This window comes from Winslowiella toletana (assembly GCF_032164335.1).
In the GTDB taxonomy this organism is placed as follows: Bacteria; Pseudomonadota; Gammaproteobacteria; order Enterobacterales; family Enterobacteriaceae; genus Erwinia; species Erwinia toletana_A.
Map to the genome: position 1 here is coordinate 4,612,026 of NZ_CP134152.1, position 21,742 is coordinate 4,633,767.

The 21,742-nt window shown below is 51.6% G+C and carries 17 protein-coding genes and 4 tRNA genes; 5 read left to right on the forward strand and 16 right to left on the reverse strand.

Features of this window, described 5'->3' with window-relative positions; genetic code table 11:
* Both RIN69_RS20945 and thiH read left to right on the forward strand, forming a co-directional pair.
* Window positions 1–780, forward strand: coding sequence for a thiazole synthase (locus RIN69_RS20945; protein WP_313854309.1), 780 nt, complete (start codon window positions 1–3; stop codon window positions 778–780).
* Window positions 777–1,916 (forward strand): 2-iminoacetate synthase ThiH, encoded by a 1,140-nt coding sequence (thiH, locus tag RIN69_RS20950; RefSeq protein ID WP_313854311.1) that lies wholly within the window; start codon window positions 777–779, stop codon window positions 1,914–1,916. The genes RIN69_RS20945 and thiH overlap by 4 nt, the downstream gene beginning before the upstream one ends.
* 123 nt (window positions 1,917–2,039) lie before the next feature.
* Here thiH and RIN69_RS20955 read toward each other — a convergent pair whose 3' ends face one another.
* Window positions 2,040–3,515 carry an aminotransferase-like domain-containing protein gene (locus RIN69_RS20955; RefSeq protein WP_313854313.1) on the reverse strand — a complete coding sequence of 492 codons (1,476 nt, stop codon included), beginning with the start codon at window positions 3,513–3,515 and terminating at the stop codon, window positions 2,040–2,042.
* 171 nt (window positions 3,516–3,686) lie between these two features.
* Here RIN69_RS20955 and RIN69_RS20960 point away from each other — a divergent pair, with 171 nt between their 5' ends.
* Complete coding sequence (locus RIN69_RS20960; protein WP_390902466.1) at window positions 3,687–3,881, forward strand: DUF1127 domain-containing protein; 195 nt, start codon at window positions 3,687–3,689, stop codon at window positions 3,879–3,881.
* 49 nt (window positions 3,882–3,930) lie between these two features.
* On the opposite strand, the gene uraH is transcribed toward RIN69_RS20960, so the two are convergent.
* The 14 genes from uraH to RIN69_RS21030 all read right to left on the reverse strand — a co-directional run bounded on the left by uraH (window position 3,931) and on the right by RIN69_RS21030 (window position 18,790).
* Window positions 3,931–4,353: a hydroxyisourate hydrolase gene (uraH, locus tag RIN69_RS20965; protein ID WP_313854315.1), complete on the reverse strand. Its 423-nt coding sequence runs from the start codon at window positions 4,351–4,353 to the stop codon at window positions 3,931–3,933.
* 161 nt (window positions 4,354–4,514) lie between these two features.
* Window positions 4,515–8,738: a DNA-directed RNA polymerase subunit beta' gene (gene rpoC / locus RIN69_RS20970; protein ID WP_313854317.1), complete on the reverse strand. Its 4,224-nt coding sequence runs from the start codon at window positions 8,736–8,738 to the stop codon at window positions 4,515–4,517.
* 98 nt (window positions 8,739–8,836) lie between these two features.
* Entirely contained in the window at window positions 8,837–12,865 is a 4,029-nt protein-coding gene (gene rpoB / locus RIN69_RS20975) for a DNA-directed RNA polymerase subunit beta (RefSeq protein ID WP_313854318.1), read from the reverse strand.
* Window positions 12,866–13,192: 327 nt separating this feature from the next.
* Window positions 13,193–13,558 (reverse strand): 50S ribosomal protein L7/L12, encoded by a 366-nt coding sequence (rplL, locus tag RIN69_RS20980; protein WP_052902630.1) that lies wholly within the window; start codon window positions 13,556–13,558, stop codon window positions 13,193–13,195.
* A 68-nt stretch (window positions 13,559–13,626) separates the two neighbouring features.
* A complete protein-coding gene (rplJ, locus tag RIN69_RS20985; protein ID WP_313854319.1) occupies window positions 13,627–14,130 on the reverse strand; it encodes a 50S ribosomal protein L10 in 504 nt (167 codons plus the stop codon).
* A gap of 377 nt (window positions 14,131–14,507) precedes the next feature.
* Window positions 14,508–15,212: a 50S ribosomal protein L1 gene (gene rplA / locus RIN69_RS20990; RefSeq protein ID WP_313854320.1), complete on the reverse strand. Its 705-nt coding sequence runs from the start codon at window positions 15,210–15,212 to the stop codon at window positions 14,508–14,510.
* A 3-nt stretch (window positions 15,213–15,215) separates the two neighbouring features.
* Window positions 15,216–15,644: a 50S ribosomal protein L11 gene (gene rplK / locus RIN69_RS20995; RefSeq protein WP_313854322.1), complete on the reverse strand. Its 429-nt coding sequence runs from the start codon at window positions 15,642–15,644 to the stop codon at window positions 15,216–15,218.
* A 233-nt stretch (window positions 15,645–15,877) separates the two neighbouring features.
* Window positions 15,878–16,423 (reverse strand): transcription termination/antitermination protein NusG, encoded by a 546-nt coding sequence (gene nusG / locus RIN69_RS21000; RefSeq protein WP_012439920.1) that lies wholly within the window; start codon window positions 16,421–16,423, stop codon window positions 15,878–15,880.
* A gap of 1 nt (window position 16,424) precedes the next feature.
* The gene (gene secE, locus RIN69_RS21005) at window positions 16,425–16,808 is read right to left on the reverse strand and encodes a preprotein translocase subunit SecE (protein WP_313854324.1); all 384 of its coding nucleotides are present in this window, start codon (window positions 16,806–16,808) and stop codon (window positions 16,425–16,427) included.
* Between the two features lie 232 nt (window positions 16,809–17,040).
* The gene (tuf, locus tag RIN69_RS21010) at window positions 17,041–18,225 is read right to left on the reverse strand and encodes an elongation factor Tu (RefSeq protein ID WP_313854325.1); all 1,185 of its coding nucleotides are present in this window, start codon (window positions 18,223–18,225) and stop codon (window positions 17,041–17,043) included.
* Window positions 18,226–18,340: 115 nt separating this feature from the next.
* A tRNA-Thr gene (locus RIN69_RS21015) sits at window positions 18,341–18,416 on the reverse strand.
* A gap of 7 nt (window positions 18,417–18,423) precedes the next feature.
* Window positions 18,424–18,498, reverse strand: a tRNA-Gly gene (locus tag RIN69_RS21020).
* A 120-nt stretch (window positions 18,499–18,618) separates the two neighbouring features.
* A tRNA-Tyr gene (locus tag RIN69_RS21025) sits at window positions 18,619–18,703 on the reverse strand.
* A gap of 11 nt (window positions 18,704–18,714) precedes the next feature.
* Window positions 18,715–18,790: transfer RNA gene (locus tag RIN69_RS21030), tRNA-Thr, on the reverse strand.
* 376 nt (window positions 18,791–19,166) lie between these two features.
* Between RIN69_RS21030 and RIN69_RS21035 the strand changes: the two genes are divergently transcribed.
* Window positions 19,167–19,715 (forward strand): GNAT family N-acetyltransferase, encoded by a 549-nt coding sequence (locus RIN69_RS21035; protein ID WP_313854327.1) that lies wholly within the window; start codon window positions 19,167–19,169, stop codon window positions 19,713–19,715.
* A gap of 206 nt (window positions 19,716–19,921) precedes the next feature.
* Entirely contained in the window at window positions 19,922–20,872 is a 951-nt protein-coding gene (gene coaA / locus RIN69_RS21040) for a type I pantothenate kinase (RefSeq protein ID WP_313854328.1), read from the forward strand.
* A 46-nt stretch (window positions 20,873–20,918) separates the two neighbouring features.
* Here coaA and RIN69_RS21045 read toward each other — a convergent pair whose 3' ends face one another.
* Window positions 20,919–21,740 (reverse strand): MrpH family fimbial adhesin, encoded by an 822-nt coding sequence (locus RIN69_RS21045; protein WP_449361559.1) that lies wholly within the window; start codon window positions 21,738–21,740, stop codon window positions 20,919–20,921.
* Window positions 21,741–21,742 lie beyond the last annotated feature (2 nt).

The following is a 21,742-nucleotide window of genomic DNA, read 5'->3' on the forward strand; positions in this document are numbered from 1 at the left end:
ATGCTACACATTGCAGACAAAAGCTTTTCATCACGCCTGTTTACCGGAACCGGAAAATTTGCCACGCCAGGATTGATGCTGGAGTCGATTGCCGCATCAGGTTCTCAGCTGGTCACTATGGCGATGAAACGTGTTGACCTGAAAGGCGGAGATGATGGCATCCTCGCCCCGTTACAGCAGCTTGGCGTGCAGCTTCTGCCCAATACTTCAGGGGCAAAAACCGCGGCGGAGGCGATATTTGCCGCGCACCTGGCCCGTGAAGCGCTGGGCACTCACTGGGTAAAACTCGAAATTCATCCCGATATGCGCTACTTATTGCCGGATCCCATCGAAACGCTGAAAGCTGCCGAACAGCTGGTTAAAGATGGATTTGTGGTGCTGCCCTACTGCAGTGCCGACCCGGTATTGTGTAAGCGCCTGGAAGAAGCGGGCTGTTCCGCAGTGATGCCTCTGGGTGCGCCTATCGGCAGCAATCAGGGATTAAAAACCCGCGATTTACTGGCGATCATCATCGAACAGGCAAAGGTGCCTGTCGTCGTCGATGCCGGTATTGGCGCACCCAGCCATGCCAGCGAAGCGCTGGAAATGGGCGCAGATGCGGTGCTGGTTAATACCGCGATTGCGGTGGCACGTGACCCGGTGCAGATGGCGCGGGCCTTTAAGCTGGCGGTGGAGGCCGGAGAACTGGCATGGCACAGCGGGCTGGGTGTATCGCAGCAGCAGGCGGTCGCGTCCAGCCCGCTTACCGCATTTTTGCAGCACGGTGAGGTGTCATCATGAATGACTTTATCTCACGCTGGCAAACCCTGAACTGGGATGATATTACCCTGCGTATCAACAGCAAAACTGCCGCCGATGTTGAACGTGCTTTGAATGCTTCGCGCGTCGGACGTGAAGAGTTGATGGCGTTGCTGTCACCAGCAGCGGCGGCTTATCTCGAACCGCTGGCGCAAAAGGCACAGCGGCTGACGCGCCAGCGGTTCGGTAATACCGTCAGCTTCTATGTTCCGCTCTATCTCTCCAATCTGTGCGCCAATGACTGCACTTACTGCGGTTTCTCAATGAGCAATCGCATCAAGCGCAAAACGCTGGACAGTGATGAAATTGCCCGAGAATGTGAAGCGATACGCGCAATGGGATTCGATCACTTATTGCTGGTGACCGGCGAACATCAAAGTAAAGTGGGCATGGACTATTTTCGTCAGCACCTGCCGGCGATTCGACAGCGCTTTAGCTCGTTGATGATGGAAGTGCAGCCGATGTCGCAGGATGAATACGCTGAGTTAAAAACTTTGGGGCTGGATGGCGTACTGGTGTATCAGGAGACCTATCATCAGGCGGTGTATAGCCAGCATCATCTGAAAGGTAACAAGCAGGACTTCTTCTTCCGACTGGAAACCCCCGATCGTCTTGGACGTGCCGGGATCGATAAGATCGGTCTGGGCGCGCTGATCGGCCTGTCTGACAGCTGGCGTACCGACTGCTTGATGGTTGCTGAACACCTGTTATGGTTGCAGCAAACTTACTGGCAAAGCCGTTACTCACTCTCCTTCCCGCGCCTGCGGCCTTGTGCCGGCGGCATAGAACCCGCATCGATTATGAGCGAAAGCCAGCTAGTGCAGGTGATTTGCGCGTTTCGTCTGTTCTCACCGGATGTGGAACTGTCGCTGTCAACGCGTGAATCGCCGTTTTTCCGCGATCATGTGGTGCCGCTGGCGATCAACAGCGTCAGCGCCTTTTCCAAAACTCAACCGGGTGGCTATGCCGATAATCGCCCGGAACTTGAACAGTTTGCTCCCCATGATGCCCGCACACCGCAGCAGGTTGCTGCCGCGCTGAGCAAGGCGGGTTTGCAGCCAGTATGGAAGGACTGGGATGGTTATCTGGGACGCATCCCGCATCAAACCGTAAGCTGAAGCAACGACGACAGAAAGTTATCGGTACAGGCCGCAAGCCGCCAAAGCATCGCTGGCTGCAATGACCGACAGCGCTATAGTGGCGCTGTCGGTAGCAATTTCGTTATCGTCCGGGGCCGGTTGTTATCCCTTCAGGCTGGCCCCGCCTTCAACTTCTGCTACTGCTACTGCAGCAACGGGTATGCAACTCGCCATCGCACGCTCAACGGCTGCCCCGACTGTCGCCAGCGCCCGCTCGGTCTGTGGCGTGACCGCCAACGCGTAATTCAACCGCAAACAGTTACGATATTTACCCGAGGCGGAAAATAGCGAACCGACGCTAATCTGGATATGTGATTCTCGCAGTTCGCGGTTAAGTCGCACTGCATCGAATGCTTCCGGCAGCTCAATCCACATCAGAAATCCGCCCTGCGGACGACTGACGCAAATACCGCAGGGAAAATAGTGGCGCACCCAGTGGGTGAAAATAGTGAGGTTGCGCTGATAGTGCATGCGCATCTTACGCAGATGCGGCTGATAGTATCCCTGACGGATAAACTCAGCGACCGCCAGCTGAGTCTGGGTCGCGGTCGAGCCGGTGCCAATATATTTCAAATGCAGAACCCGATTAAGATAGCGGCCCGGCGCTACCCAGCCGACCCGCAATCCAGGTGCCAGCACTTTGGAAACCGAACTGCACAGCAGCACACGGCCATCTTCATCCATTGACTTGATGCTGAGCGGACGGGGATATTCGTAGACCAGCTCGCCATACACATCATCCTCAATAATGCCGATATCATAACGCTGCGCCATCGACAGCAGCGCCCGTTTGCGCGCCTCGGGCATGATAAAGCCCAATGGGTTATTACAGTTGGGTACGACGATCACGGCTTTTATCGGCCACTGTTCCAGCGCCAGCTCCAGCGCTTCAAGGCTGATGCCGGTAACGGAGTCGGTCGGGATCTCAATGACTTTGATACCAAAACCGCGCAGTGTCTGCATGGTACCGTGAAAGGTCGGCGACTCGACGGCAATAATGTCTCCCGGCTGACAAATGGCGCGGATCGATACTGACAGCGCCTCGTGGCAGCCGGTGGTAATCACAATCTCATCCGGCGACAGCTGACAACCACTGTCTATTGCCATCCGCGCCACCTGCTCACGCAGTGCCGCAACACCGTAAATATTGTCGTAATTCAGCATGCGCGGATCTTGCTTCTGCGCCAGGCGGCTGATGATTTTCCATAACGGTTTGATTGTCGGCTGGCTGGTATCAGGCATACCGCTGCCGAGCTGCAAAGTGTCTTCGTCCAGCCGGGAATTAATTAACTCGAGCACCGATTCCCACTGGGTGATTTCGACCGGGCGCTGTGCCGGTCGGGTGATCGGCGGTACCGGCGGCTTCGATTTACAGGGTGTGACGAAATAGCCCGATCGCGGCTGTGGAGTGATCAGCTGTTTCTCCTCAAGCAGGTGATAAGCCTGTTGCACGGTGCTGATACTGACACCATGCTCAGCACTCAGCGATCGTACCGAGGGCAGTCGTTCGCCTCCCTGATACAGCCCCTGCTCAATCCGCTGTGCCAGCAGCGTTGCCAGGTGTTGATAGCGCGTCATCGTATTACACTCACCTTAATCAGCCAGGTAAAAACCAGTACAGATCGCAGTAAAACCGACCATTCAGAAGTACTATCCGCCATTCTGTATGTTAAATAAAGGTGAATTTTGCATCTGTATTGAAAATCACTTTGCTCGCAAAATGGTTCTCAGATACCGGATGAGGAACAGATGATGGAATTTAATGAGAACCGTGCGGGTAAACCTTTTAAGCAGTCACCTTTTCGTTTGATGTTTATTCTGCCGTATCGCCTGTGGAAGGCGTGGCTACTGCGAAAGCAAACGCGAAAAATTTTATCGGCACTGAGTGACGCGCAACTGCGGGATATCGGCTTAACGTGTGAAGATGTCAGGCGCTATAAATAGTGTGTGTTGTTATTGGGCGAAGGATCAGCTTCGCCCCTTTTTTGCTAAATCAGTTACCGCGATAGGTAGAGTAACCGTACTGACTCAGCAATAACGGAATATGGTAGTGCTGATCGGTTTTAGTCACATGGAAAATCACCGGAATTTCCGGGAAGAAGGTATCCTGCTTCACTTTCTGGTAGTAATCGCCGGTTTTAAAAACCACTTTGTAGTCACCTTCAGCGAAGTCTTTACCTGCCGGATAGAGCGCGGTAATACGACCATTTTGATCGGTCGTACCCGATGCCAGTTTCACCCACTTATCCTGTTGTTTCTGTTCCAGCTCGACGTTAACCCCGGCAGTCGGTACGCCAGTTTGCAGATTGAGTACGTGTACGCTTAACGGATTTTTTGCCGCTGGCGCTTCAGCCGCGACCGCAGACAGTGATAAAAGTGTGGCAGAAGCCAGTAAAGCAGAAGGTAATAATTTCATTATGATGTCCTTAACATTAGGTGGCCTGATAAAAATACGCATGCACCGTTCAGAACGCCATTAATCGTTGAAATATACGAAATTTCCCAGGTCAGCCAAATTCTGTGCATAAAAAAACCGCTCCGAAGAGCGGTTTTTATAGCGTAATAGCAGACTAACGATTAATCGTTGTCGCTACCACCGAGGCCTGCATTCAGCAGTTCAGCCAGACTTGCAGATGCTTCATCTGCAGTCACCTGAGGTACTACTGGTGCTTCACCTGCCTGACGGCGACGCATACGATCCTGGTGATAAGCGTAACCGGTACCGGCTGGGATCAGACGACCCACGATTACGTTCTCTTTCAGGCCGCGCAGTTCGTCACGTTTACCTGCAACGGCTGCTTCGGTCAGGACACGTGTGGTCTCCTGGAACGATGCCGCAGAGATGAACGATTCGGTTGCCAGAGATGCCTTGGTGATACCCAGCAGATCGCGTGCAAAGGTCGCTGCAATCTTGCCGCTGTTTTCCAGATCGCGGTTCGCGATTTTAACGCGCGAGAACTCGACCTGCTCACCGTCCAGGAAGTCTGAACTACCGTTGTTCTCGATGGTTGCTTTACGCAGCATCTGACGAACAATGACTTCGATGTGTTTATCGTTAATCTTAACGCCTTGCAGACGGTAAACTTCCTGCACTTCGTTAGTGATATAACGGGTCACAGCATGCACGCCACGCAGACGCAGAATGTCATGCGGAGACTCTGGACCATCGGAAACCACATCACCACGTTCTACGCGCTCACCTTCGAACACGTTAAGCTGACGCCACTTAGGAATCATCTCTTCGTAGTGTTCGCTGCCATCAATCGGGGTGATCACCAGACGGCGTTTACCTTTGGTCTCTTTACCGAAGGAAATAATACCGCTGATCTCAGCCAGGATTGCCGGCTCTTTCGGACGACGGGCTTCGAACAGATCCGCAACGCGTGGCAGACCACCGGTAATATCCTTGGTACCGCCTGATTCCTGAGGAACACGCGCCAGGGTATCACCTGAACTGATCTTAATACCATCTTCCAGCTGGACGATCGCTTTGCCTGGCAGGAAGTACTGAGCTGGCATATCTGAACCAGGGATCAGAACATCATTACCGTTCGCATCAACGATTTTCAGTGCCGGACGCAGATCTTTACCACCGGTAGTACGCTCAGCACTGTCGAGGATAACCAGTGAAGAAAGACCGGTTAAGTCGTCAGTCTGACGGGTGATGCTCTGGCCGTCGACCATATCCGTGAAGCGAATGAAACCACTCACTTCGGTGATAACTGGCATGGTATGCGGATCCCAGTTCGCGACGGTTTCGCCCGCTGCGGCCTGTTCGCCATCACCTTTCGCCATGGTGGCACCGTAAGGAACTTTATAGCTCTCTTTGGTACGACCAAATTCGTCGATCATTTTCAGTTCAACGTTACGCGAGGTGATCACCAGCTTACCAGCGGAGTTCGTTACCGATTTCGCGTTGGTCAGCTTGATAGTACCTTTGTTCTTCACCTGAATGCTGGATTCGGCTGCCGCACGCGATGCCGCACCACCGATGTGGAACGTACGCATGGTCAGCTGAGTACCCGGCTCACCGATGGACTGTGCTGCAATAACGCCGATCGCTTCACCTTTATTGATGATGTGACCACGCGCCAGATCGCGTCCATAACAGTGTGCACACACACCGAAGTCAGTTTCACAACTTACCACGGAGCGGACTTTCAGGCTGTCGACAGAGTGCTCTTCCAACAGGTCACACTGGTGCTCGTGCAGCAGAGTGTTACGTGGCAGCAGAATGTCTGCAGTACCTGGCTTGAGAACGTCTTCCGCAGTAACACGGCCGAGTACGCGCTCACGCAGTGGTTCTTTAACATCACCACCTTCGATAACCGGCGTCATCAGGATACCTTCGTGGGTACCACAGTCGTCTTCGGTTACGACCAGATCCTGTGCAACGTCAACCAGACGACGCGTCAGATAACCGGAGTTCGCAGTTTTCAGTGCGGTATCCGCCAGACCTTTACGTGCACCGTGCGTGGAGATGAAGTACTGGAGTACGTTCAGACCTTCACGGAAGTTCGCAGTGATTGGCGTCTCGATGATCGAACCATCTGGTTTCGCCATCAGACCACGCATACCTGCCAGCTGACGAATCTGTGCCGCAGAACCACGCGCACCGGAGTCGGCCATCATAAAGATGCTGTTGAAAGAAACCTGACGCTCTTCAACACCGTCACGGTTAATCACGGTTTCAGTCGACAGGTTTTCCATCATCGCTTTAGCAACGCGTTCGTTAGCTGCAGCCCAGATATCGATCACTTTGTTGTAGCGTTCGCCAGCGGTAACCAGACCAGACTGGAACTGCTGCTGGATTTCAGCAACTTCAGCTTCCGCTTCAGTGATGATTTCCACTTTCTTCGCCGGAATGACCATATCGTCGATACCTACCGATGCACCTGAACGGGCAGCGTAGGCAAAACCGGTGTACATGGTCTGGTCAGCAAAGATAACCGTCGGCTTCAGGCCCAAAATGCGGTAACAGGTGTTCAGCATTTTGGAGATCGCTTTCTTACCCAGCGCCTGGTTGACGATGGAGTAAGGCAGACCTTTAGGCACGATCATCCACAGGATGGCGCGACCAACGGTGGTGTCGATCAGGCTGGTTTTCTCAACCCACTCGTCCTGCTCGTTTTTCTCGTGCTCAGTAATACGCACTTTAACGCGAGCATGCAGCGATGCCAGGCCAGCACGGTAGATGCGCTCGGCTTCTTTCGGGCCGGTCAGCACCATGCCTTCGCCTTTGGCGTTAACACAGTCACGGGTCATGTAGTACAGACCCAGTACAACGTCCTGAGAAGGAACAATGATTGGCTCACCGTTCGCTGGAGACAGGATGTTGTTGGTAGACATCATCAGCGCACGCGCTTCCAGCTGGGCTTCCAGCGTCAGCGGTACGTGAACAGCCATCTGGTCACCATCGAAGTCGGCGTTGTATGCCGCACAGACCAGTGGGTGCAGCTGAATAGCTTTACCTTCGATCAGTACTGGCTCAAACGCCTGGATGCCCAGACGGTGCAGTGTTGGTGCACGGTTCAGCAACACCGGGTGTTCGCGGATCACTTCGTCGAGGATATCCCAGACGACAGCTTCTTCACGCTCAACCATTTTCTTGGCGGCTTTAATGGTGGTCGCGAGGCCACGCAGTTCCAGCTTGCCGTAGATAAACGGTTTGAACAGTTCCAGTGCCATTTTCTTCGGCAGGCCGCACTGATGCAGGCGCAGGTATGGACCTACGGTAATAACGGAACGACCAGAGTAGTCGACACGTTTACCCAGCAGGTTCTGACGGAAACGACCCTGCTTACCTTTAATCATGTCAGCCAGCGATTTCAGCGGACGCTTGTTAGAGCCGGTAATCGCACGACCGCGACGACCGTTGTCCAGCAGCGCATCGACCGCTTCCTGCAGCATACGTTTTTCGTTACGTACGATGATGTCTGGCGCAGCCAGATCCAGCAGACGTTTCAGACGGTTGTTACGGTTGATCACACGACGATAAAGGTCGTTCAGATCGGACGTAGCAAAACGGCCGCCATCCAGTGGAACCAGTGGACGCAGATCAGGTGGCAGTACCGGCAGCACGGTCAGGATCATCCACTCTGGTTTGTTACCAGACTGAACGAACGCTTCCAGCAGCTTGATACGCTTGGTCAGCTTCTTACGCTTGGTCTCGGAGTTGGTTTCGTTCAGCTCTTCACGCAGCTGCTCGCACTCTTGCTCCAGATCCATGTTTTTCAACAGCGCCTGGATAGCTTCCGCACCCATCTTTGCATCGAATTCATCACCAAACTCTTCCAGCGCATCCAGATACTGCTCTTCAGTCAGGATCTGGCGCTTCTCGAGGTTGGTCATGCCGCCTTCGATCACTACATAAGATTCGAAGTACAGCACGCGTTCGATATCACGCAGTGGCATGTCCAGCAGTAAACCGATGCGCGAAGGCAGCGATTTCAGGAACCAGATGTGCGCAGTTGGCGAAGCCAGCTCGATGTGACCCATGCGCTCACGGCGAACTTTGGTCTGTGTAACTTCAACGCCACACTTCTCACAGATCACACCGCGATGCTTCAGGCGCTTGTACTTACCGCACAAGCACTCATAGTCTTTTACCGGCCCGAAAATACGCGCACAGAACAGACCGTCACGTTCAGGTTTGAACGTACGATAGTTAATGGTTTCCGGCTTTTTAACTTCACCGAAAGACCAGGAACGGATCATGTCTGGCGAGGCCAGAGCAATTTTGATCGCATCAAACTCTTCTGTCTTAGTTTGCGCTTTCAGAAACTTTAGTAAGTCTTTCACGGATTAGCTCCCGTCGGAGTGAGACTTCTCAAGGCAGTCCGGTGTGACCCGGACGCCTCGTAACCAGTACGAATACAACTGCTTACCCAATCGGGTAGTTACTCGTCTTCCAGCTCGATGTTGATACCCAGCGAGCGGATCTCTTTCAACAGTACGTTGAAGGATTCCGGCATGCCTGGTTCCATCTGATGGTTGCCGTCCACGATGTTCTTATACATCTTAGTACGACCGTTGACGTCATCAGACTTAACGGTGAGCATTTCTTGCAGCGTATAGGCAGCGCCGTATGCTTCAAGCGCCCACACTTCCATCTCACCGAAGCGCTGACCACCGAACTGTGCCTTACCACCCAGCGGCTGCTGAGTAACGAGGCTGTAAGAGCCGGTAGAACGTGCATGCATCTTGTCATCAACCAGGTGGTTAAGTTTCAGCATGTACATGTAGCCAACGGTAACCGGACGCTCGAACTGCTCGCCAGTACGACCATCAAACAGCGTAATCTGACCGGAAGTCGGTAAACCGCCCAATTGCAGCAGTTCTTTGATTTCGCTTTCTTTAGCACCATCAAACACCGGCGTTGCGATTGGCATACCTTTTTTCAGGTTCTCTGCCAGACGCAGTACTTCATCATCGGTGAAGGTGTTCAGATCGACTTTCTGACGCACGTCGGTGCCCAGATCGTACGCGCGCTGGATAAACTCACGCAGTTTGGTCACTTCTTCCTGCTTTTTCAGCATCGAGTTGATTTTCTCACCGATACCTTTTGCAGCCATACCCAGGTGGGTTTCAAGAATCTGACCAATGTTCATACGTGATGGTACGCCCAGCGGGTTCAGTACGATGTCTACCGGCGTGCCGTTTTCATCGTAAGGCATATCTTCGATCGGGTTGATCTTGGAGATAACACCTTTGTTCCCGTGACGACCTGCCATTTTGTCACCAGGCTGGATCTGACGTTTAACCGCCAGATACACTTTCACGATTTTCAGCACGCCTGGTGCCAGATCATCGCCCTGAGTGATTTTGCGGCGTTTCGCTTCGAGTTTCTTCTCAAACTCGTGCTTCAGCTCGTCGTACTGCTCTGCCAGCTGCTCCAGCTGGTTTTGCTTGTCTTCGTCGGTCAGGCCGAGTTCCAACCAGCGCTCGCGTGGCAGCTTGTCCAGTTTCTCGGCTTCAACACCGCCAGAAACCAGCACGTAATTGATACGCGCAAACAGGCCAGCTTCGAGGATCTGCAGTTCTTCAGTCAGGTCTTTCTTCGCCTGCTTCAGCTGCATCTCTTCGATTTCCAACGCACGCTTGTCTTTTTCCACGCCATCGCGGGTAAAGACCTGAACGTCGATAACGGTACCGGAGACACCGTTTGGTACGCGCAGAGAAGAGTCTTTAACATCAGACGCTTTCTCACCAAAGATCGCACGCAGCAGCTTCTCTTCTGGCGTCAGCTGGGTTTCACCTTTCGGCGTTACCTTACCAACCAGAATGTCGCCACCGGTCACTTCAGCACCGATATACACGATACCGGACTCATCCAGTTTGGAGAGCGCAGCTTCACCCACGTTCGGGATATCAGCGGTGATCTCTTCTGGCCCCAGCTTGGTGTCACGCGACACACATGCCAGTTCCTGAATGTGGATGGTCGTGAAGCGATCTTCCTGTACTACGCGCTCGGAGACTAAGATGGAGTCTTCGAAGTTGTAGCCGTTCCACGGCATGAACGCCACGCGCATGTTCTGACCCAGCGCCAGTTCACCGAGATCGGTAGACGGGCCATCAGCCAGCACATCGCCACGTTCAATCGGCTCGCCCAGGTTGACACACGGCATCTGGCTGATGCAGGTGTTCTGGTTCGAACGGGTGTACTTGGTCAGGTTGTAGATGTCGATACCGGCTTCGCCCGGATACATTTCGTCTTCGTTAACTTTGATAACGATACGTGATGCATCAACGTACTGAACGGTACCACCACGTTTCGCTACGGCAGTTACACCGGAGTCAACCGCAACCGCGCGTTCCATACCGGTACCAACCAGCGGCTTATCCGCACGCAGAGTTGGAACCGCCTGACGTTGCATGTTTGCACCCATCAATGCGCGGTTGGCGTCATCGTGCTCCAGGAACGGAATCAGTGACGCACCGACGGAAACCACCTGTTGGGTGGAAACGTCCATGTAGTCAACCTGATCGCGGCTGAACAGGCTCGATTCGCCTTTGCTACGGCAAGTCACCAGATCGTCTACGAAGTGACCTTCGTCGTCGAGGTTGGTGTTCGCCTGAGCGATAACGTAGTTACCCTCTTCAATTGCAGAGAGGTAATGAATTTCGTCGGTGACCACACCGTCACGTACGCGACGATAAGGGGTTTCCAGGAAACCGTACTCATTGGTCTGTGCATAAACAGACAAGGAGTTGATCAGACCGATGTTTGGACCTTCCGGCGTTTCGATTGGACACACACGACCGTAGTGAGTCGGGTGAACGTCTCGAACTTCAAAGCCTGCACGCTCACGCGTCAGACCGCCCGGGCCAAGTGCAGAGATACGACGCTTGTGCGTAATCTCAGACAGCGGGTTGTTCTGGTCCATAAATTGAGACAGCTGGCTGGAACCAAAGAACTCTTTCACTGCCGCAGAGATCGGCTTAGCGTTAATCATATCCTGAGGCATCAGGGTATCGAGATCGCCCAGAGACAGACGCTCTTTCACCGCACGCTCAACACGTACCAGGCCAACGCGGAACTGGTTTTCTGCCATTTCGCCTACGGAACGGATACGACGGTTGCCAAGGTGGTCGATATCATCCACTTCGCCAACACCGTTACGGATACCGATGAGCTTCTTCATCACTTCAATGATGTCGTCTTTGCTCAGGATACCGGAACCTTCGATCTCGTCACGCAGCAGAGAACGGTTGAACTTCATGCGGCCAACCGCAGAAAGGTCATAACGATCTTCTGAGAAGAACAGATTCTCGAACAGGTTTTCAGCCGCTTCACGCGTTGGTGGCTCGCCAGGACGCATCATACGGTAGATCTCAACCAGCGCGCTCAGGCGATCGCTGGTTGGGTCAACACGTAAGGTCTCGGACATGTAAGCGCCGTGATCCAGATCGTTGGTAAACAGCGTTTCAATACGCTTGTGACCAGACTGGCTCAGTTTCGCCAGCAGATCCAGCGACAGCTCCATGTTGGCAGCAATAATCAGCTCACCGGTATTTTCGTCAATGTAGTCTTTAGAGACCACTTTACCCGCGATGTACTCAACCGGAACTTCGATATGCGCAACGCTATCTTTTTCCAGCTGACGGATATGACGTGCAGTGATGCGACGGCCTTTCTCAACGTATACCGTACCGTTCGATTCAATATCGAAGGACGCGGTTTCGCCACGCAGACGCTCTGGCACCAGTTCCATCTGCAGCTTGTTGTCACGGATCTGATACACCACTTTAGCGAAGAACAGGTCAAGGATCTGTTCAGTGGTGAAGCTCAGTGCGCGCAGAATGATGGTCGCAGGCAGTTTACGGCGACGGTCAATACGAACGAACAGGTTGTCTTTCGGATCGAACTCGAAGTCCAGCCAAGAACCACGATAAGGAATAATACGTGCGTTATACAGCACTTTACCCGATGAGTGGGTTTTACCCTTATCGCTGTCAAAGAATACGCCAGGACTACGATGCAGCTGAGAAACGATAACCCTTTCTGTACCGTTGATAACGAAAGTACCGTTATCGGTCATGAGCGGAATTTCGCCCATGTAAACTTCTTGTTCTTTGATGTCTTTAACAGTGCCTTCCGGCGCTTCGCGCTCGTAGATCACCAGACGCAGTTTTACACGCAGCGGAGCAGAATACGTCACGCCACGAATCTGACATTCTTTAACATCAAATACAGGTTCGCCTAAGCGGTAGCTGACATATTGCAGCTCGGAATTACCGCTGTAGCTCTGAATAGGAAAAACAGAACGGAATGCTGCTTCCAGTCCGTACTGGCCTTCCGGATCTTGCTCGATAAACTTCTGGAACGAGTCAAGCTGGATAGAAAGGAGATATGGAATGTCCAGAACTTGTGGACGTTTACCAAAATCCTTACGAATACGTTTTTTCTCGGTATAGGAGTAAACCATAGGGTTCCTCAGCTCGCTGATCAGTGACCCACTCTGTCCGTCCTGGAGGACAGTTCATGCAACACTATTTTGTTTTTCGGAAAGTGAGGGCTCACCCCCCGACAATACATCTTTCTATCACTCTTAAATCATTTCATTGCTGTTGTGCCGACAGGGAATCTTCACAGGGAAGCAGTATATTAAGGCGTCGATAGAAAAAGATATTGAGGAACTTCAATGGCTAAACAGTGTGAAACCCCATTGAGGTCCTTGAGCGCAAAAAGGCTGGTGACCAAAAAGTCACCAGCCATCAGCCTGACGAATCAGGCTGCAACCGTTAAGGCTGTCTTATTTGACTTCAACTTCAGCGCCAGCTTCTTCCAGAGCCTTTTTCAGGGCTTCGGCGTCATCTTTGCTGATGCCTTCTTTCAGAGTTGCTGGTGCAGACTCAACCAGGTCTTTAGCTTCTTTCAGGCCCAGACCAGTTGCGCCACGTACTGCTTTGATAACAGCAACTTTGTTAGCGCCGATAGCTTTCAGTACAACGTCGAATTCAGTTTTTTCTTCAACAGCTTCAGCAGCAGCAGCTGGACCTGCAACAGCAGCAGCAGCTGACACGCCGAATTTCTCTTCCATAGCGGAGATCAGTTCAACGATTTCCATTACAGACAGAGCTGCAACGCCTTCAATGATTTGGTCTTTAGTAATTGACATTTCGTGTTCCTAAATTCAGAAAAAGTTTGTACGTAAGCAAGTGAACGAGAAAAGAAAAGCGAGGCTGATTAAGCAGCTTCTGCTTCTTTCTGATCGCGTACAGCAGCCAGAGTGCGAACCAGTTTGCCGGCAGCGGCTTCTTTCATGGTTGCCATCAGGCGTGCGATTGCTTCATCGTAAGTTGGCAGAGTCGCCAGACGGTCAATATTGGCCGCGGTGATTAACTCGCCTTCAAAGGCTGCAGCTTTGACCTCAAATTTTGCATTCGCTTTCGCGAACTCTTTGAACAGACGAGCAGCAGCGCCCGGGTGTTCCATAGAGTATGCAATCAGGGTCGGACCAACAAACGTGTCTTTCAGGCACTCAAACTGAGTACCCTCAACGACGCGGCGCAGCAGGGTGTTACGAACAACACGCATGTAAACGCCAGCTTCACGACCTGCTTTACGCAGTTCGGTCATTTTGTCAACGGTAACGCCACGAGAATCCGCAACTACCGCAGACAGCGCGCCTTTGGCTACTTCGCTGACTTCAGCAACAATCGCTTGTTTGTCTTGAAGATTTAATGCCATTAGCTTTAGCTCCTGGATTTTGGTCGGGGAAGGATTTCCCCGAAACTCACATCACTTACCCGCGTTGCCGAAGGTAAGCGCTAACACACGGTGAGCAGAATCCAGCAAAGACTATAAAAATATTCTTCAGGTTCTGTCACCGTCTACGCAGGAAGTATTAAGTCTTCAACCCGAAAGCATCTGACTCCTGCGGTCTTGGACGGAGGCCTGGATAAGGCCAGGCTCCAACCGAAAATTCTTAAGCTTCTTCGTCATTCGCGCAGCTACTGCATTAGCTGCTTGTCTCAGCGCAAATGTCTTGAATCTTGGTTCTGTATATTTACAGAACAACGGGCGTAAGATTCTAGTCGAAACTTTCGCCCGCGTAAAGCAGCGAATTAGTTCGCTACTGCATTCAGACCAGACTGATCTACAGCTACGCCAGCGCCCATGGTGGTGGACAGGCTAACTTTCTTGATGAAAACGCCTTTAGCCTGAGATGGTTTCGCTTTTTTCAGCGCAATCAGCAGGGCTTCCAGGTTTTCTTTCAGTTTGTCTGTATCGAAATCAACCTTACCGATAGTGGTATGGATGATACCGTTTTTGTCGTTACGATAACGAACCTGACCTGCTTTAGCGTTCTTAACTGCTTCAGCAACGTTAGGAGTTACAGTACCAACTTTCGGGTTTGGCATCAGACCACGTGGGCCCAGAACCTGACCCAGCTGGCCAACAACGCGCATTGCATCTGGAGATGCGATAACTACGTCGAAGTTCATTTCGCCTTTTTTGATCTGGTCAGCCAGATCTTCCATACCTACCAGCTCAGCGCCTGCAGCTTTAGCAGCTTCAGCGTTTGCGCCCTGAGTAAATACGGCTACGCGAACGGAACGGCCAGTACCGTTAGGCAGTACAGTTGCACCGCGAACGTTCTGATCAGATTTACGAGCATCGATGCCCAGGTTTACAGCTACGTCAACGCTTTCTACGAACTTAGCAGTAGCCAGTTCTTTCAGCAGAGCAACAGCTTCGTTGATATCATACTGTTTAGTTGAATCAACTTTGTCACGGATCACACGCATGCGCTTGGTCAGCTTAGCCATTTCTTAGTCCTCCACTACCAGGCCCATGGAACGAGCAGTACCTTCGATTGAGCGAGTCATCGCTTCAATGTCAGAACCAGTCATGTCCGCAGCTTTGGTTTCTGCGATTTCACGTACCTGAGCACGAGTTACTTTACCAACTTTATCTTTGTTCGGCTTACCGGAACCAGATTTAATACCAGCCGCTTTTTTCAGCAGAACTGCTGCTGGCGGGGTTTTAGTGATAAAGGTGAAAGAACGGTCAGAATAAACGGTGATAACAACCGGAATCGGCAGACCCTTTTCCAGGCTTTCTGTTTTGGCGTTAAACGCTTTACAGAATTCCATGATGTTAACACCCTGCTGGCCCAGTGCTGGACCAACTGGTGGACTTGGGTTAGCCATACCTGCAGAAACTTGCAGTTTGACGTAGGCTTGTACTTTCTTAGCCATGATAATTCCTCTATTGGGTTATAGCGCTTCGTAAGAAGCTCCCCGTGATTATTCGTTTGCACCCGGCCAAGGGCTGAGGTGCAATCTACGTTTTACACGCTGAGACAGCATGTAAAAACAAAAGGCGCGAAATTGTATGCCAATTTCGCGCCTTCTGCAACCAATAATCGTTCAATGCGTAAACTGTTTAACCGGTTGACCGCAAGCTGCCGCCCGGAGCTTCGCAGCGACTATCAGCCTTTTTCAACCTGACCAAAGTCGAGTTCCACTGGCGTTGCACGGCCAAAGATGGAGACTGACACTTTCAGGCGGCTTTTTTCGTAATCCACTTCCTCGACCACACCGTTGAAGTCGGCAAACGGGCCGTCGTTGACGCGCACCATTTCGCCTGGTTCGAACAAGGTTTTCGGACGTGGCTTATCGCCAACTTGTTGTAAGCGGTTCATGATCGCATCGACTTCTTTATCGCTAATCGGTGCCGGGCGATCTGATGTTCCGCCGATGAAGCCCATGACACGCGGCACGCTACGCACTAAGTGCCAGCTTGCATCGTTCATGACCATCTGAACCAGAACGTAACCAGGGAAGAACTTGCGCTCGCTTTTACGACGCTGACCACCACGGATCTCAACCACTTCTTCGGTTGGAACCATGACATCGCCAAACAGCTCTTCCATGTTGTGTAACTTGATATGCTCGCGCAGCGATTGTGCTACGCGGCCTTCAAAACCGGAAAACGCCTGAACGACGTACCAGCGCTTTTTTGGAGCTTCAGACATCTCAGAACCTCAGGCCAGTGATAAACGATACCAGACGGACCAGAATACCATCCAGCCCCCACAAAATCAGTGACATCACGGCAGTAACCGCGGCAACGATTAAGGTGGTATGCAACGTTTCCTGACGAGTAGGCCAAATGACTTTACGGACTTCAGTTCTTGCTTCACGAGCAAAAGCCACCGTAGCTTTACCTTTCGTCGTCAGCAGCGCAATGCCACCCGCTGCGGCAATCAGCACCACAACGGCCAGCGCACGTACCGGCAATGTAATTTCGCGATAGTAGTAGTTACCTACGATTGCCACGATAAGCAAAATGGCAACGACTAACCACTTTATCGCTTCCAGGCCGCGCCCGCTCCGTTGAGCTTCGGTATTAGCACTCATAAACCAACCTGCCACAATAAACAGAAACTATTTTGCCCCGCGCAATGCGAGGCAACCAAACCGAATAAAGCTGTTGAAGGCGTAACTCGGCATTTAACGCCGTGCTACAGAGCCTGCCTCAGCAATGATTATGACGGAAAATCACTGATGAGCCAGGTTCTATGTTACAGCGTGCAAAAAGGGCATCAAATGATGCCCTTTTCTTGTGCGTTGCGTCAAATATTATCAGCGATTAAGCGATAACTTTAGCAACAACACCCGCACCAACAGTACGGCCGCCTTCACGGATTGCGAAACGCAGACCGTCATCCATCGCGATTGGGTGGATCAGGGTAACTTTCATGTTTACGTTGTCGCCTGGCATTACCATCTCAACGCCTTCTGGCAGTTCGATGGTACCGGTCACGTCAGTAGTACGGAAGTAGAACTGTGGACGGTAGCCTTTGAAGAACGGAGTATGACGGCCGCCTTCATCTTTAGACAGGATGTAAACTTCTGAATCGAAAGTGGTGTGCGGCTTGATTGAGCCTGGCTTAGCCAGAACCTGACCACGTTCGATGTCTTCACGTTTGATACCACGCAGCAGAACACCAACGTTCTCACCAGCACGGCCTTCGTCCAGCAGTTTGCGGAACATTTCAACGCCGGTACAAGTAGATTTCACGGTATCTTTGATACCAACGATTTCAACTTCTTCACCAACTTTAACGATACCGCGCTCTACACGACCGGTAACAACAGTACCACGGCCGGAGATGGAGAATACGTCTTCGATAGGCAGCAGGAATGGCTTATCAATCGCACGCTCTGGCTCTGGGATGTAAGAATCCAGGTAACCTGCCAGCTCAACGATTTTCTCTTCCCACTCAGCTTCGCCTTGCAGCGCTTTCAGAGCAGAACCACGAACGATCGGCAGATCGTCGCCTGGGAAATCGTATGCAGACAGCAGTTCACGAACTTCCATCTCAACCAGTTCCAGCAGCTCTTCGTCATCAACCATGTCACATTTGTTCAGGAACACGATGATGTAAGGAACGCCAACCTGGCGACCCAGCAGGATGTGCTCACGGGTCTGAGGCATTGGGCCATCAGTCGCAGCAACAACCAGGATAGCGCCGTCCATCTGAGCAGCACCGGTGATCATGTTTTTGACGTAGTCGGCGTGTCCCGGGCAGTCAACGTGCGCGTAGTGGCGAGTCGGGGTGTCATACTCAACGTGAGAGGTGTTGATGGTGATACCACGAGCTTTTTCTTCTGGCGCGTTATCGATCTGGTCGAATGCACGAGCAGAACCGCCGTAGGTTTTAGCCAGTACGGTGGTGATAGCTGCAGTCAGGGTAGTTTTACCATGGTCAACGTGGCCGATAGTACCGACGTTGACGTGCGGTTTTGAACGTTCAAATTTTTCTTTAGACATCGATTGTCCCTCTAAGACACGGATAAATCGGTGATATCACCACATCAACCAGGCATAGCCTGAACTGTTGAATTTTTTTGGTAACAGAGAAGAATCAGGGAGGGAGATTATGAAGTGGTGCTGATACCCAGAGTCGAACTGGGGACCTCACCCTTACCAAGGGTGCGCTCTACCAACTGAGCCATATCAGCACATCTTTGGAGCGGGCAGCGGGAATCGAACCCGCATCATCAGCTTGGAAGGCTGAGGTAATAGCCATTATACGATGCCCGCAACCTGGAACTCGGCTACCTGTTCTTTCTGTAGCTTATGAATAATAAGATGAGCTTCTTATTATTCGAGCCAACCGGTTTAACCTGTTGACCCTGACTGTGCTTGAGCTCAGCCTGAATATGGTGGTGGGAGAAGGATTCGAACCTTCGAAGTCTGTGACGGCAGATTTACAGTCTGCTCCCTTTGGCCGCTCGGGAACCCCACCTGGGTACTTGATGGTGCCGGCTACCGGAATCGAACTGGTGACCTACTGATTACAAGTCAGTTGCTCTACCAACTGAGCTAAGCCGGCATCAAGTGGTGCGCATTCTAGGAAGTGCTGGCGTGGGATGCAACAAAAAAATTGCGATAATTGTTCTTTCGCTTGTTATTTGTGCAAAACTTCGCAAATTCACGCTTTAATGGAGAAAAAACGCACAAAAAAAACGATTCGTCAGCGCTTTTTTCTGCGGCCATCTCTCAACTATGCAGTGGTTTAATTATTTTGCTGACAACTGTTCGGTCACTATTTATACAAACATCCTCATTTGCACCACCAGCATTGCACTGCTGCTCATTGATAGTGCAATTTATGCTCAGGCGTAAAACGTAACCCCCGATGTCCCATGATGTCAGCACTGGATCGCTTATTGCATCTGAATAGTGAATATCACTAAGGAGGGGATCGCATGAAAATTATCTTGCTCAATGCTGCCACCTTACCGATGTATCGTAGCGAGTTGGCCAGTCTGTTAATGGATGCTGTCGCCAGTAATGCTTCCGTAGGTTATCAGCAACGATTAACGCGCGAAGCCGCGGAGAGTTACTTTCATAGCCTGCGCTCCGGGATCGCCAAAGGCGAACGGCAGCTGTGGATTGCCCGTGACGCACAAGGAGTGCGCGGCAGCATCCAGCTGGAGATCTGTCAAAAGCCAGATGGTCAGAACCGCGCAGAGATTCATAAACTGCTGGTGCACTCGCGCGTCAGACGTCAGGGCACGGCCAAAATGCTGATCGCCGCCCTTGAGCGCAGCGCACATGATCAGCAGCGCGGCTTGCTCTGCCTGAATACGCGGGCAGGTTCAGCTTCTGAAGCTTTCTGGCGCGCCCAGGGTTATCACTGCCTCGGTGAAATTCCCGATTTCGCCAGCTCCCCCGATGGCTATTTCCATGCGTCGGTGATCTATTACAAGAGACTGTTTGCCGTTAACCAGCTGATTCCTTCAATTGCCAGTTAACAAAAGTACAAAAGTGCGGGCGTTGTTGCGATTGCGCCTGCACATTTATCTTTTTCCTTCTTTTTCACGCCTTACTGGTGTTAACCTCCTGCGCATTGTTTTCTGATATTTCTCTGAGTACGTGAACGAATTAAGGAGATGGCGTTATCATGCCAGCCCTTATATAACGTGCAGATGGATAGATATTTGCTGGCAGAAGCATGCATATGAGCAAAAAAGATTCCCTGGTGACTACGCCCTACTTAGAGTTCGACAGAACCCAATGGGCAGCATTACGTGACTCCGTGCCAATGACGCTTTCAGAAGTAGAAATTGCACAACTGAAAGGTATTAACGAAGATCTTTCGCTGGAAGAAGTGGCCGAGATCTATCTGCCTCTGTCACGTTTGCTGAATTTTTATATCAGTTCCAACGTGCGTCGTCAGGCGGTGCTCGAACAGTTTCTGGGCACTAATGGCCAGAAGGTTCCTTATATTATCAGCATTGCCGGCAGCGTTGCCGTCGGCAAAAGCACCACAGCACGCGTGCTGCAGGCGCTGCTGAGCCGTTGGCCAGAACACAGACGCGTCGAACTGATTACTACCGACGGCTTTTTGCACCCTAATGACGTGCTGAAAGAGCGTGGGTTGATGAAGAAAAAGGGATTTCCACAATCCTATGATATGCATCGCCTGGTCAATTTTGTTTCTGACCTGAAATCAGGCTCCTCACAGGTTACCGCGCCGGTCTATTCGCATCTGATTTATGATGTGATCCCCGATGGGGATAAAGTGGTACAGCAACCCGATATCCTGATTCTCGAGGGCCTGAACGTATTACAGACCGGAATGGATTATCCGCACGATCCGCATCATGTCTTCGTCTCTGACTTTGTCGATTTCTCAATCTATGTTGATGCGCCAGAAGAGTTGCTGGAAAGATGGTATATCAATCGCTTCCTGAAATTCCGCCAGGGCGCATTTACCGATCCTGACTCCTATTTTCATCACTATGCTCAGCTCTCTGAGCAGGAAGCAGTTAATATCGCGATGCAGTTATGGAAAGAGATTAACTGGCTGAACCTTAAGCAAAATATCTTGCCCACTCGTGAACGCGCCAGCCTGATTATGACCAAAAGCGCCGATCATGCCGTGGAATGCGTACGATTGCGTAAATAGCCGTTCCCTTCAGGTACCGCAGATTTCGCTCTGCGGTGCTGACGCATTACAGGTAAGAGATATAAATAATGCCGCTGGCGGTGTAATTTCCCGCCTGCGGCAGGCTTTTGGCTCCGAGAGTGGCTTTCAAAGTAAAACTTTGTCGCACGTTGTTGCCCTGCAGCGTAAATGTTACGCCATCCCACGCATCCTGATTATCAATAGCCAGGGTGCTGTAAAAATTTCGCCTGGCACCATCAAAATAGATTTGGCGCTCTCCCAACAGCGATTCAGCAAACACGCTGACCGTTCCGGCCAATGAGCAGTATAACTGCCCGGTAATTTCCTGAGCAGTATCATTAATCTGCACGCTACTCAGCACGCCAAAATTAATTTCCAGCGGCAGAATAACGTGGCATGACTGATTCTCCGGCGGCAGCTCACCGCATACCGATCCCGGAAACTTTACGGCGCTGCGGGTCTCTGGTGTGGGGTGCTGAGGTTGATCGATGTAGAACATCCCGACACAAGTGGCTTGTCGACTTTCGACGTTAAACACACCGGTATATGGGATACCTTTTGCATGTCGCCACGCTTCCATCACCTCTCTGCGGGTACGCAGTTTTTCAATACGAAGACAGTTATTATTCAGTGCGCAGGATGAATACATACTCGGTGCGTGCGAACGATACATAACGTCCAGGCCGACATAACAACTTGGCCACTTATAGCAGGGATTTAGATCAGTTTCGTTTTCCTCCCACCCTGCCAAACGATGAACGACCTGGAGATTGTCGAACGAGAGAGGAAAGACATAAGCCCCCGCCCTCACCTGCTGCATAAACAGATTCAGCAGGATAATCATCGTCCCGATTAATTTGATTAACATTC

Excerpts from the sequence above, each read along its gene's own strand:
- RIN69_RS20945 (WP_313854309.1), top strand. The coding sequence starts at position 1 with ATGCTACACATTGCAGACAAAAGCTTTTCATCACGCCTGTTTACCGGA.
- thiH (WP_313854311.1), top strand. The coding sequence starts at position 777 with ATGAATGACTTTATCTCACGCTGGCAAACCCTGAACTGGGATGATATT.
- RIN69_RS20955 (WP_313854313.1), bottom strand. The coding sequence starts at position 3,515 with ATGACGCGCTATCAACACCTGGCAACGCTGCTGGCACAGCGGATTGAG.
- RIN69_RS20960 (WP_390902466.1), top strand. The coding sequence starts at position 3,687 with ATGATGGAATTTAATGAGAACCGTGCGGGTAAACCTTTTAAGCAGTCA.
- uraH (WP_313854315.1), bottom strand. The coding sequence starts at position 4,353 with ATGAAATTATTACCTTCTGCTTTACTGGCTTCTGCCACACTTTTATCA.
- rpoB (WP_313854318.1), bottom strand. The coding sequence starts at position 12,865 with ATGGTTTACTCCTATACCGAGAAAAAACGTATTCGTAAGGATTTTGGT.
- rplL (WP_052902630.1), bottom strand. The coding sequence starts at position 13,558 with ATGTCAATTACTAAAGACCAAATCATTGAAGGCGTTGCAGCTCTGTCT.
- rplJ (WP_313854319.1), bottom strand. The coding sequence starts at position 14,130 with ATGGCATTAAATCTTCAAGACAAACAAGCGATTGTTGCTGAAGTCAGC.
- rplA (WP_313854320.1), bottom strand. The coding sequence starts at position 15,212 with ATGGCTAAGCTGACCAAGCGCATGCGTGTGATCCGTGACAAAGTTGAT.
- rplK (WP_313854322.1), bottom strand. The coding sequence starts at position 15,644 with ATGGCTAAGAAAGTACAAGCCTACGTCAAACTGCAAGTTTCTGCAGGT.
- nusG (WP_012439920.1), bottom strand. The coding sequence starts at position 16,423 with ATGTCTGAAGCTCCAAAAAAGCGCTGGTACGTCGTTCAGGCGTTTTCC.
- secE (WP_313854324.1), bottom strand. The coding sequence starts at position 16,808 with ATGAGTGCTAATACCGAAGCTCAACGGAGCGGGCGCGGCCTGGAAGCG.
- tuf (WP_313854325.1), bottom strand. The coding sequence starts at position 18,225 with ATGTCTAAAGAAAAATTTGAACGTTCAAAACCGCACGTCAACGTCGGT.
- RIN69_RS21035 (WP_313854327.1), top strand. The coding sequence starts at position 19,167 with ATGAAAATTATCTTGCTCAATGCTGCCACCTTACCGATGTATCGTAGC.
- coaA (WP_313854328.1), top strand. The coding sequence starts at position 19,922 with ATGAGCAAAAAAGATTCCCTGGTGACTACGCCCTACTTAGAGTTCGAC.
- RIN69_RS21045 (WP_449361559.1), bottom strand. The coding sequence starts at position 21,740 with ATGTTAATCAAATTAATCGGGACGATGATTATCCTGCTGAATCTGTTT.